This window comes from Undibacterium sp. JH2W (genome assembly GCF_049340425.1).
Taxonomy (GTDB): domain Bacteria; phylum Pseudomonadota; class Gammaproteobacteria; order Burkholderiales; family Burkholderiaceae_D; genus Undibacterium.
This window is the reverse complement of the sequence record NZ_JBMPOT010000008.1, coordinates 69530-81717: the sequence shown is the minus strand read 5'-3', so window position 1 is coordinate 81717 and position 12188 is coordinate 69530. Positions and strand designations below refer to the sequence as shown.

11 protein-coding genes and 2 tRNA genes are annotated in these 12188 nt (G+C 48.2%); 11 read left to right on the top strand and 2 right to left on the bottom strand.

Going from position 1 to position 12188, the window contains the following annotated elements; genetic code table 11:
• The first annotated feature begins 9 nt into the window (after positions 1-9).
• From hisS to ACO0LC_RS13260, 11 genes are all read left to right on the top strand, one after another.
• Positions 10-1368 carry a histidine--tRNA ligase gene (hisS, locus tag ACO0LC_RS13310; RefSeq protein ID WP_423003779.1) on the top strand — a complete coding sequence of 453 codons (1359 nt, stop codon included), beginning with the start codon at positions 10-12 and terminating at the stop codon, positions 1366-1368.
• 51 nt (positions 1369-1419) lie between these two features.
• Entirely contained in the window at positions 1420-2076 is a 657-nt protein-coding gene (locus tag ACO0LC_RS13305; RefSeq protein ID WP_423003777.1) for a YfgM family protein, read from the top strand.
• A gap of 12 nt (positions 2077-2088) precedes the next feature.
• A complete protein-coding gene (bamB, locus tag ACO0LC_RS13300) occupies positions 2089-3249 on the top strand; it encodes an outer membrane protein assembly factor BamB (RefSeq protein ID WP_423003775.1) in 1161 nt (386 codons plus the stop codon).
• Between the two features lie 5 nt (positions 3250-3254).
• Positions 3255-4598, top strand: coding sequence for a ribosome biogenesis GTPase Der (gene der, locus ACO0LC_RS13295; protein ID WP_423003773.1), 1344 nt, complete (start codon positions 3255-3257; stop codon positions 4596-4598).
• Between the two features lie 185 nt (positions 4599-4783).
• Positions 4784-5020 (top strand): RNA chaperone Hfq, encoded by a 237-nt coding sequence (gene hfq / locus ACO0LC_RS13290; RefSeq protein WP_110253169.1) that lies wholly within the window; start codon positions 4784-4786, stop codon positions 5018-5020.
• A 30-nt stretch (positions 5021-5050) separates the two neighbouring features.
• Entirely contained in the window at positions 5051-6178 is a 1128-nt protein-coding gene (gene hflX, locus ACO0LC_RS13285; RefSeq protein ID WP_423003771.1) for a GTPase HflX, read from the top strand.
• A gap of 31 nt (positions 6179-6209) precedes the next feature.
• Positions 6210-7481, top strand: coding sequence for an FtsH protease activity modulator HflK (gene hflK / locus ACO0LC_RS13280; RefSeq protein WP_423003769.1), 1272 nt, complete (start codon positions 6210-6212; stop codon positions 7479-7481).
• Positions 7481-8383, top strand: a complete 903-nt coding sequence (hflC, locus tag ACO0LC_RS13275; protein WP_423003767.1) for a protease modulator HflC — start codon at positions 7481-7483, stop codon at positions 8381-8383. The genes hflK and hflC overlap by 1 nt, the downstream gene beginning before the upstream one ends.
• A 120-nt stretch (positions 8384-8503) precedes the next feature.
• Positions 8504-9655 carry an ATP phosphoribosyltransferase regulatory subunit gene (locus ACO0LC_RS13270; protein ID WP_423003765.1) on the top strand — a complete coding sequence of 384 codons (1152 nt, stop codon included), beginning with the start codon at positions 8504-8506 and terminating at the stop codon, positions 9653-9655.
• A gap of 3 nt (positions 9656-9658) precedes the next feature.
• Positions 9659-10972 (top strand): adenylosuccinate synthase, encoded by a 1314-nt coding sequence (locus ACO0LC_RS13265; protein WP_423003763.1) that lies wholly within the window; start codon positions 9659-9661, stop codon positions 10970-10972.
• A gap of 23 nt (positions 10973-10995) precedes the next feature.
• On the top strand, positions 10996-11529 hold the full coding sequence (locus ACO0LC_RS13260; protein WP_423003761.1) for a phosphoribosyltransferase: 534 nt from the start codon (positions 10996-10998) through the stop codon (positions 11527-11529).
• A 238-nt stretch (positions 11530-11767) separates the two neighbouring features.
• On the opposite strand, the gene ACO0LC_RS13255 is transcribed toward ACO0LC_RS13260, so the two are convergent.
• Both ACO0LC_RS13255 and ACO0LC_RS13250 read right to left on the bottom strand, forming a co-directional pair.
• Positions 11768-11852 (bottom strand) — tRNA-Leu (locus tag ACO0LC_RS13255).
• A gap of 223 nt (positions 11853-12075) precedes the next feature.
• Positions 12076-12160 (bottom strand) — tRNA-Leu (locus tag ACO0LC_RS13250).
• Positions 12161-12188 lie beyond the last annotated feature (28 nt).

The following is a 12188-nucleotide window of genomic DNA, read 5'->3' as shown; positions in this document are numbered from 1 at the left end:
ATCGCAAGTATGTCGGAAATTAAAAAAGCAGAAAAAATCGCCGGTGTGAAAGGGATGAATGACCTATTACCGGATGACGCCCCACTCTGGGAGTTGTTTGAAAATACGGTGCAGTCCGTATTGAAGAGTTATGGTTTTCAGCAAGTTCGCACACCTATCGTCGAGCCTACCAATCTGTTTGCGCGTGGCTTGGGCGAGGTGACGGATGTCGTCGAAAAGGAAATGTATTCTTTCGAAGACTCCATGAATGGCGATAAGCTGACCCTGCGCCCTGAAGGTACTGCGGGTGTGGTGCGTTCGGCAATTGAACATAATCTTGTTTATGATGGTCCAAGGCGTTTGTGGTACACCGGCCCCATGTTCCGTCATGAAAAACCACAGCGTGGTCGCTATCGCCAATTCCATCAGGTTGGGGCTGAAGCGCTGGGCTTTACTGGTCCTGATATTGATGCGGAACTGATCATGATGTGCCAGCGTTTCTGGGATGATCTGGGTCTCCAGAATGTGCGCCTGGAATTGAATTCCATAGGCGATGCAGAAGAAAGAAATCAACATAAGGCTGCGTTGATCGCTTATTTCGAGCAGCATCACGACATTCTTGATGCCGAGGCGAAAAGACGTCTGTTGACCAATCCTCTGCGTATTCTGGATACCAAAAATCCAGCCATGCAAGAAATGGTCAATGCTGCGCCTAAATTGCTGGATTACCTGGGAGCGGAATCTCTGGCTCACTTTGAAGGCGTGCAAAAGATTTTGCGTCACAATAGCATCCCATTCACCATTAACTCACGTCTGGTGCGTGGACTTGATTACTATAATCGCACCGTGTTCGAATGGGTGACTGATGACTTGGGTTCACAGGGCACAGTATGTGCTGGTGGTCGTTATGATGCCTTGTTTGGTATTTTTGGCGGTAAGCCAACGCCAGCTTGTGGTTTTGCCATGGGTATAGAGCGTTTGCTGGAATTAATGAAAGCCAATGGCGATGTACACCAGCCTGCGATGTGTGATGTCTATCTCGTCCATCAAGGGGCTGAGGGACAAATGCAAGCCATGGTATTAAGTGAGCGTTTGCGTGATGCTGGCCTGGATGTTGTGTTACATTGCGCAACTGCTAATGGTGTGGGTAGCTTCAAATCACAAATGAAAAAAGCTGATGGCAGTGGTGCCGCCTATGCAGTCATCATAGGCGAAGATGAGGCAAATAATAATACGGTCAGTATCAAAGAGTTGCGTGCAGGTGATGCTGAAAACAATCAGGTCAATGTGCCTTTTGATACGGCAGTGGATTATCTGGTTGATCAAATCGCCGGTAGTGCAGATGCAGATTGCTGTGATGACCCCAATCATCATCATGTACACCATTAATCCAAATTGATCCTATTAGTAATATTAATAACATAGATAAACGAAGACGCTATGGCATACGATTTAGAAGAACAAGAGCAGTTAGATAACCTCAAGGCTATCTGGAAGAAATATGGCAATCTGGCAACCTGGGGTTTGATTATCATCCTTGCCGCTTATGCTGGCTGGACGGTTTGGACAGCACGTCAAACAACGCAATCGGTGCAGGCTTCGCAATTGTATGAAGAAGCCAATAAATTTGTTGCGACCAAAGACAATGCCAAGGTGCAGGCCAAGGCTGATGAATTGAAAAGCAAGTTTGCTGGTACTTCATATGCGCCCATGGTTGCCTTGCTGGCCGCCAAAAGTGCATTTGATGCTAATGATCTCAAGGCAGCTAAAGCCCAGTTGCAATGGGTAGTCGATACTACCAAGGCAGAAGAATATACCGCGCTGGCAAAAATACGTCTGGCCAGCATAGCGCTGGATGAAAAAGCCTACGAAGATGGCCTGAAGCAATTGACTGGCACTTTCCCTGCGCAATTTGAAGCAGATGTGCTTGATGCCAAGGGTGATATTTATGTTGCCCAGAACAAGATCGAAGATGCACGTACAGCTTATAAGGCAGCTTTGGAAAAGATGCTGGAAAAAAGTCCAGGTCGCCAGGCTTTGCAAATGAAGCTGGATGTGATCGGTGGTACGGCAGATACTAAAGTTGTCAGTAAATAAGGGGAATCATCTATGCAATTTTCTGCCAAGCTGCTCGTTGTGTCATCTGCTTTTCTGGCTTTGACTGCTTGTTCTTCATTGTCGTCACTGAACCCTTTTTCTTCAAAAGCGGATGCAAAAAACCAGCCTGCGGTATTGACTGAAGTCAAGGCAACAATGGCGATCAAGGCCAGCTGGACTGTGGCAATAGGTACTGCTGGTAATTATGCATTTTCACCTGCTGCCTATGCTCAAAATGTGTATGTGGCTGCTGCCGATGGCACGCTGGCACGTATAGAAGTGGCAACTGGCCGTGTAGTCTGGCGTATCAATGCTGGCTCGCGTCTGACTGCAGGTGTTGGCGTGGATGCTACATCGGTTGTCGTTGCAGGTGAAAAAGGGCAGGTTCTGGCTTTTGATCTGGATGGCAAGCTGCGCTGGAAAGCGCAAAGCACAAATGAAATTTTGTCTGCGCCCGCAGTAGGGCATGGCCTGGTCGTTGTACGCAGTATAGACAACAAGGTCAGTGCCTACGATTTGACGACTGGCGAACGCAAATGGTCGGTGGAACGCCCATTGCCACCTTTGACTTTGCGTTTGGCTCCAGGCATTGTGCTCAATGAGCAACAAGCGATTGTGGCTTTGCCTGGCGGTCGCATGTCTGCCCTGGCATTAAATAATGGTGGATTGCGTTGGGAAGCAACGGTTGGTGAACCTAAGGGTGCGACTGAATTGGAGCGTGTTGCTGATGTATCTGGTGCTCCAGTCATCTTTGGTGGCGACATTTGCGCCAGTTCCTATCAGGGCAGGGTAGCTTGCTTTGATGCCAGCACAGGTGCTTTGCGCTGGGCCAAGGCTTTGTCCAGTGAAGTAGGTGTCAGCGTGGATGAACGTTTTGTCTTTGCTGCAGATGTGGCAGGTGCAGTCAATGCTTATGCACGTAATGGCGGTGCCAGTGCCTGGCGCAATGATAAACTCAGTTATCGTCGTCTTTCCGCACCAGTTTCATACGATCGCGCGGTAGCGGTTGGTGATTTCGCAGGTTATGTCCACTTCCTTTCCCGGGAAGATGGTTCTTTAATAGGACGTATTACTACCGATGGTAGTCAGATTTTAGCAGCGCCTTTAGTGGTCGATGCTAAACTGATCGTTCAAACAAAATCAGGATCAGTGGTTGCTCTTGCAACCGAGTAATAATAATGAAGCCGGTTATCGCACTTATAGGCCGACCTAACGTCGGCAAATCCACGCTGTTCAATCGGCTCACCCGTTCACGCGACGCTTTGGTCGCAGATTTACCTGGCTTGACCAGGGACAGGCATTACGGCGAAGGCCGTGTTGGTGAACGTCCTTTTCTGGTGATTGATACGGGCGGTTTTGAGCCCGTCGCCAAAGAAGGCATCATGCATGAAATGGCCAAACAGACCAAGCAGGCTGTGGCTGAGGCAGATGTTGTTGTATTTATCGTCGATGGTCGTCAAGGCCTGACTCCCCATGACAAGACCATTACAGACTTCCTGCGTAAATCAGGTCGTTCCGTCATGCTGGTCGTCAACAAGGCTGAGGGTATGAAGTACACCTCAGTCACCGCAGATTTTTACGAGCTGGGTCTGGGTGATCCTTATGTGATCTCTGCGGCTCACGGTGATGGTGTGGCTGATCTGGTCGAGGAAATGGTCGACATTGCCTTCGCCCAACGTCCACCAGAAGCCGAAGAGCCAGAGTCGAATGTTCGTGGCATCAAGATTGCGATTGTTGGCCGTCCTAACGTCGGCAAGTCGACTTTAGTGAATACCTTGCTGGGTGAAGAAAGGGTGATTGCCTTTGATATGCCCGGTACTACCCGCGATTCCATAGAAATACCATTTGAGCGTGACGGGGTTCATTATTCCCTGATCGATACTGCCGGTATTCGCCGTCGTGGCAAGGTATTTGAGGCAATTGAAAAATTTTCCGTAGTTAAAACCTTGCAGTCAGTCTCTGAGGCAAACGTCGTGTTGCTGTTGCTGGATGCCCAGCAAGATATTTCTGAGCAAGATGCGCATATCGCTGGCTTTATTCTGGAGTCAGGCCGTGCCCTTGTGGTCGGTGTGAATAAATGGGATGGCTTGCAAAGCGACAGGCGTGATGAAATCAAGCTGGATATAGAGCGCAAGTTGAATTTCCTGACTTTCGCCAAATTCCATTTCATCTCGGCACTGAAATCAACAGGTATTGCTCCTTTGATGAAATCCATCGATGCGGCTTATGCTGCAGCCATGGTGAATTTATCGACGCCAAAACTGACACGTGCTTTGATTGAGGCTGTGGAACATCAGCAACCCAAGCGCAAGGGCTCAATACGTCCCAAGCTGCGTTATGCCCACCAAGGTGGACAAAATCCACCTATTATTGTTATCCACGGTAATGCGCTGGAAGCCGTGGGGGATGTCTACAAGCGGTATCTGGAGAAGCATTTCCGTGAGACTTTCTCGCTAACAGGAACTCCTCTCAGAATAGAGATGCGTTCCGGCAAGAATCCTTTCGACAAGTCTTCCAAGTAAGTGCGCAAGCAAGTATCAAATTGTAAAAAAATAAATAATTCATTTCCTTTTGCGGTGAAATTTAAGCAAGAGATATGCAATTAAAGTGAAAATAGATTACATTACTTCGTAATCAACTTCTGGGAATACTTGTATTTTGATAAGTAGTCCCCAACTCCTAATCACAACAACACAATGGAGCTGTTATGAGCAATAAAGGGCAATTATTACAAGACCCATTTCTGAACGCATTGCGTAAGGAACATATTCCTGTATCGATTTATCTGGTTAACGGCATCAAGTTACAAGGACATATTGAATCTTTTGATCAATATGTGGTTTTGCTGCGCAATACCGTGACACAAATGGTATATAAGCATGCAATTTCCACTGTCGTTCCAGCACGTGCAGTAAGCATCAACACTGAGACTGAGGCTGAGTAATTTTTGAGTGCTGAATTAAAGAAGTCGTCTATGCGCGCCGCTTTGGTCGGTGTTGATTTCGGCAAGGACGACTTTGCCGCTAGTCTGGAAGAATTATCTTTGCTCTCGCAATCTGCGGGAGCAGAGCCTGTTACAACCATCACCTGCAAGCGATCCAGTCCTGATGCTGCCTTTTTTGTTGGTAGTGGCAAGGCGGATGAGATTGCACATGCGGTAACAGATGATGCGCTGGAAATCGTCATATTTAATCATGCACTTTCTCCGGCGCAGCAAAGAAATCTTGAGCGCCACTTAAAAGTCAGGGTGGTCGATAGAACCAGTCTGATATTGGATATTTTTGCCCAGCGAGCACACAGTCATGAGGGTAAGGTGCAAGTTGAATTGGCGCAATTGCAGCATTTGGCTACGCGCTTGATACGTGGCTGGACTCACCTGGAGCGTCAAAAGGGCGGTATAGGTTTGCGTGGTCCGGGCGAGACGCAGCTGGAAACTGATCGTCGCTTGCTGGGTGAGCGCGTAAAAATGCTCAAACAAAAGCTGGAGAAATTGCACAAGCAACGGGAGACTCAAAGGCGTTCTCGGGGGCGCAGCAATACTTTGTCGGTTTCTCTGGTTGGTTACACCAATGCTGGCAAATCCAGTTTATTTAATACTTTGACCAAAGCGGGTGCATATGCCGCAGATCAATTGTTTGCCACGCTTGATACGACCTCGCGTCGCCTGTATCTGGGCGATGCGGGTAATGTGGTGATCTCGGATACTGTAGGTTTTATTCGTGAATTGCCGCATCAACTGGTTGCTGCGTTCAGGGCAACCCTGGAAGAAACCATACATGCAGATTTGTTGTTGCATGTGGTGGATGCCAATAGTCCGGTGCGTTTTGATCAGATACAGCAAGTCAATCATGTACTAAAGGAAATCGGAGCAGATCATATTCCACAGTTATTGGTATGGAATAAGATAGACCTGGCAGGCTTGGAACCTTCAGTCGAGGTGGATGAGTGTGATAAAATCCAAAGGGTTTTTTTGAGTGCTCGTACCGGAGCAGGTATAGGTTTGTTACGCGATTCCGTAGCAGAATTCGCATTGGCAAAAACGGCTGGCATTGCGCAAGCGGCAATTCCGGAAGCGATTGATGCCCGCTTTGATCTTCAGTAGTCCAACCCACTATTCATTGGATAGCGACAGAATGCTTGTTTCACTTCTCAAAAAAATTGGTTTGGCCATGTCCATAAATGACCCGCAATGGGGACGTGGTTCGCAAAATAATAACCAAAATAATAATAAGCCTGATAATAAAAAACCCCCTGAGGGCCCGCCTGATCTTGATCAGTTGTGGAAAGATTTTGTTCAGAAACTTGGTCGCTTACTGGGCCAAAACGGCAACGGTGACAATGGAGGCGGTTTTTCACCAGACTCTTCCAGTGCCAGGATAGGTGCATCGCTGATTATTGCCATCATAACCCTGATCTGGTTGTCGTCTGGTTTCTTCATAGTGCAAGAAGGTCAAACCGCGGTTATTACTACGTTTGGCAAATTCAGTCACCAGACCTCGGCAGGTTTGAACTGGCGTTGGCCATACCCAGTGCAAGGACATGAGATAGTGAATTTGTCTCAAGTCCGGACAGTAGAGATAGGCTACAAAAAAGGCTCCAAGGAACGGGATTCCCTGATGTTGACAGATGATGAAAATATCGTCGACATTCAGTTTGCTGTTCAATATAAATTAAATAATGCTGCTGACTGGTTGTATAACAATCGCGATCAGGAAGAAATGATACGCCAGGTCGCTGAAACAGTTGTGCGTGAGATCGTCGGCAAAAGCACTATGGATTTTGTGTTGTATGAGGGGCGCGAAAAGATAGCGCTGGATGTGAATGCTGGCATGCAAAAAATCCTGGATGCCTACAGTTCAGGTGTGCAGATTGCGCAAGTGACCATGCAAAATGTTCAAGCCCCGGAGCAAGTACAGGCGGTTTTTGAAGAGGCGCAAAAGGCCAAACAGGATAAAGAGCGGCTCAAGAATGAGGGTATAGCCTATGCCAACGATGTAATACCCAGGGCACGTGGCGAAGCTTCGGTCATGATCAAGGAAGCAGAGGGCTATAAAGCCAGTGTGGTCGCTACTGCGCAGGGTAATGCCTCTCGTTTTCAGCAAGTCCTCGCTGAGTACCAAAAAGCACCAGCAATTACCCGCGACAGGTTGTATATGGAAGCTATGCAACAGATATTCTCCAGCACCACCAAAGTGATGGTAGACAACAAGTCTGGTAACAATATGATTTATTTGCCCTTGGATAAGTTGATTAATCAGGCTGATCAAAGTGCAGGCAAGCCAGTCACCGCGGTAGCCCCTACTGTTGTGGCAGCACCGGATCAGATTCCAACTGTGGAAATGCGTTATGGTAAGGATGGAAGATCGAAAGATAATCGTGATGTGCGTGAAAGGGAGGGTCGATAATGAATAAGATAGGCACTTTCATCATCGCCGTATGTGCAGCAATTTTGCTGGCTTACTCGACTATTTTTGTAGTTGACCAGCGTTCCCATGCCATCGTGTTTGCATTGGGCGAAGTCAAATCTGTGATTAGTGAGCCTGGCTTGCATTTCAAATTGCCACCACCATTTCAAAATGTCTTGTTTTTAGATAAACGTATTTTGACCATAGATACCAATTCGGCGGACCGTTTTGTCACTTCTGAAAAGAAGAACATCCTGGTTGATTCTTACGTGAAATGGCGCATCAGGGATCCGCGTTTGTACTTTGTCAGTTTTAATGGCGAAGAGCGCAGGGCGCAGGATAGAATGTCACAAATCATCAAATCTGCCTTGAATGATGAAATCACCAAGCGCAAAGTAGGTGAAGTGATTTCTACACAGCGCGGCAAGGTCATGGACGCGATCAAGAAGAAGGTATCGGACGAAACCAAGCATATAGGCGTGGAAATTGTTGATGTCCGCCTCAAACGTGTTGATTATGCTGAACAAACCAATAATTCGGTTTATGAGCGTATGAAGGCGGAGCGTAATCGCGAAGCAAATGGTTTGCGCTCTACAGGCACTGCAGAAAAGGTGGAGATCAGTGCAGATGCTGACAAGCAAAGATTGGTGATTATGGCTGAAGCTAATCGTGAAGCACAAAAATTACGTGGGGCAGGTGATGCTGAGGCATCGCAAATCTACGCGCAGGCTTTTAGCCAAAATCCTGAATTTTATAAGTTCTATCGTAGCCTGGAAGCGTATACTGCTTCCTTCAAGACGAAAAATGATGTTTTAGTGGTAGACCCTAATTCTGAATTCTTTAAATATTTTAAGGGCCCGTCTTCAGTAGGGGGTAATACTCCTGCAGTAAAGACCAAATAATAGTAATACTCCACGATATCTAGTGATAGTAGTGACAAACAGCGATCTGCACAATTTTTGTGCAGATCGCTGTTTGTCGGATAGACTAAACCAATTTCTTGTTTTTTTTGATTGTTCTTCATGCCAAATTGGCTTTTACCTGAAAATATTGCCGACATCCTGCCATCTGAGGCGCGCAAGATAGAAGAGTTGCGCCGTGTACTGCTGGACAATTTCAGATTGTACGGCTATGAGCTGGTCATGCCTCCTATGCTGGAATACATAGAGTCCCTGTTGTCCGGCGCCGGGCAAGACATGGATTTGCGTACTTTCAAACTGGTGGATCAGATCTCAGGTCGTACCATGGGCTTGCGTGCTGATATGACTACGCAGGTTGCACGTATTGATGCGCATTTGCTCAATCGGCATACAGTGACCCGTCTTTGCTATGCCGGCAGTGTTTTGCACACCAAACCATCCGGTTTGCATGCGACTCGTGAACCTTTGCAAATTGGGGCTGAGATCTATGGACATGCTGGTCTGGAAGCAGATGCAGAAATCCAGGAGCTGGTATTGGCCTGCATGGCCTTGGTGCATGTGGCAGATGTACGTCTGGATCTTAGTCACGTTGGCGTATTAAGGGCCTTGCTGGCTGCCGATCCATTGGCAAAAGCCCAGGAAAATACTCTGTATGCTTTGTTGGAGGCGAAAGATCTGCCCAGCATAGATAAGCTTAGCCAGGATTTCTCGCCTGAAGTGCGTGCTGCGCTCATGGTCTTGCCTGGTTTATACGGTGATATTTCTGTTATTCAAAAAGCACGTTCCGTCTTGCCTGCCTTTGCAGGTATAAAGACAGCGCTGGATGAACTTGAGCATCTGGTGAGTTTGACAGGTACGGCTCATGTCACGATAGACCTCGCAGATTTGCGCGGCTACCACTATCATAGTGGGGTAATGTTCAATGTATTTGTTCCTGGTTTGCCAAATGCGGTGGCGCGTGGCGGCCGCTATGATCATGTGGGTGAGGCTTTTGGACGTTCGCGCCCGGCGACAGGTTTTTCCCTGGATTTGCGCGAATTGGCACGTCTGCTGCCAATAGCAGAGAGAAAAGGGGCGATCCGTGCTCCCTGGGGTAGTGATCCGGTATTGCGCGAAAAAATCTCTGCATTGCGTGGCGAGGGCGAGATCGTGATTCAAAGCCTGCCAGGGCACGAGAACGAACAAGACGAATTTGACTGCAATCGCGCACTCATTTTCGATGCTGGTAAATGGATTCTTCAAAATGTAGGTTGAGTGATGACACAAACTAAAATTGCAAAAAACGTAGTCGTAATCGGCACCCAGTGGGGCGATGAGGGCAAAGGAAAAATTGTTGACTGGCTGACGGACCACGCCCAGGGCGTCGTGCGTTTTCAAGGTGGTCATAATGCCGGTCATACTCTGGTTATTGGCGGTCAAAAGACAGCCTTGCAACTGATTCCTTCAGGCATCATGCGTGCTGGTACGGCTTGCTATATCGGTAATGGTGTAGTCTTGTCCGTGCCGGATCTCTTGCGTGAAATCGACAAGCTGCAGGCAAATGGCGTTGAAGTCGCTTCCCGCCTCAAAATTTCAGAAGCTTGCCCGGTCATTCTGCCGTATCACACAGCACTCGACGCTGCCCGAGAAGTGGCTCGCGGTGCTGCCAAGATTGGTACTACCGGCAAAGGCATAGGCCCGGCCTATGAAGATAAAGTTGCGCGCCGTGCCATACGCGTAGCTGATTTGCTGAATGAAGAACGCTTCGCTGAAAAACTGCGTGATAATCTGGACTACCACAATTTTGTGCTGACCAATTACCTCAAGGCACCAGCAGTCGAATTCCAAAAAACACTGGATGACACGCTGGCCAATGTGCCGCGTATCCGCCCTATGGTGGCTGACGTTTCCAGTGCTTTGTATGCGGCACATAAAGCTGGTGCCAGCCTCTTGTTTGAAGGTGCACAGGGTAGTTTGCTGGACGTTGATCATGGTACTTATCCTTTTGTGACGTCGAGCAATTGTGTCGCCGGCAACGCTGCGGCAGGTTCTGGTGTTGGCCCTAATATGTTGCACTACATCCTCGGTATCACCAAGGCGTACACGACGCGCGTGGGCTCTGGTCCATTCCCGTCTGAACTGCCAACAGATGCTGGTGTGGGTAAGCACCTGGCCAGCGTTGGCCATGAGTTTGGTACGGTCACTGGTCGCGCCCGTCGTTGCGGCTGGTTTGATGCGGCCTTGTTGAAGCGTTCTGTGCAAATCAATGGCGTGTCAGGTATGTGTCTGACCAAGCTCGATGTGCTGGACGGTCTGGAAACGTTGAAGCTGTGTACCGGTTATAAGGTAGATGGCAAAGTCGTGGATATCTTCCCCGTTGGTGCTGAAGAAGCTGCACGCTGCGAAGCCATTTATGAAGAAATGCCAGGTTGGTCTGAGACTACCGTTGGTGCGCAAAGCATGGATGCTCTGCCAGTCAATGCCCGTAATTACATCATGCGTATTCAGGAACTGGTTGGTGTTCCTGTCGATATGGTCTCTACCGGACCAGATCGCGAAGAAACCATCGTGTTAAGGCACCCGTTTATCTAAGAAGGAAAAATAAAAATATGAATATGCCTGCATCTACAGACAAGGACTTATGGGTTTCCTGGGAAGCCTATCATCGTTCCATCGAGCAGCTTGCACTGAAGGTGCATGAGTCTGGCTGGAAGTTTGATCAAGTTTTGTGTCTTGCCCGTGGCGGCTTGCGTCCTGGTGATATTTTCTCCAGAATTTTTGATGTGCCGCTGGCGATTCTGTCGACCAGCTCATATCGTGAAGAGTCGGGCACGGTGCAGGGTTCGCTGGACATAGGAAAGTATATTTCCATGACCAAAGGCGCCTTGCAAGGCAAAGTGCTGGTAGTGGATGACTTGGTTGATTCTGGTGTGACACTGGAAAAAGTGTTGGTACATCTGCGCGAGAATTTTCCTGCGGTCACGGAAGTCAAATCAGCTGTAATCTGGCATAAAGCATGTTCTTCTATTGCGCCAGACTATTGCCTGGACTATCTGGCGAACAATCCCTGGATACATCAGCCTTTTGAAGAGTACGATAGCATCAGGCCGCATCAACTGAATGCCTGGTTGAAAAAGGGCGCTGTATAAATTGGTATAAAAAACGGAAGCGATTTGCTTCCGTTTTTTTTTGCGTACAACGTAAGTGTTATCTGTGCTGCCGGTTTGGATTGTCGAGGTATTCTTGGAGCTCCCTGGCATGATCAGTGCAAACCTGGCTTGAATGCTGATAGTAATGTGGGGAGATGTTATGAAGAGCCGTATTTGTATAGATTGGAGCGGGAATTGAAAAAGCCCGCTGATTTTCATCAGCGGGCTCTCAAATTTGTGGTGCCCACGGAGGGACTCGAACCCCCACACCCGAAGGCACATGGACCTGAACCATGCGCGTCTACCAATTCCGCCACGTGGGCAACGGAAGGCGTAATTATAGGGTATTTGACTGGCTTTGGGGAAATATTTTGGAGAAAATTTTACGTGAAGGTGTTGGCCGCAGAAAAGTTAGCGACATCATGGTTGGGGAATGCAGGGGGAGGGGGTTTCTTGCTTATACTTGCACAGCTGAATGCGCCGAATGTGGAATTCGAAGTGAAATTGAAAAAGCCCGCTGATTTTCATCAGCGGGCTCTCAAATTTTGGTGCCCACGGAGGGACTCGAACCCCCACACCCGAAGGCACATGGACCTGAACCATGCGCGTCTACCAATTCCGCCACGTGGGCAACGGAGAACAACATTATAAATTATTCC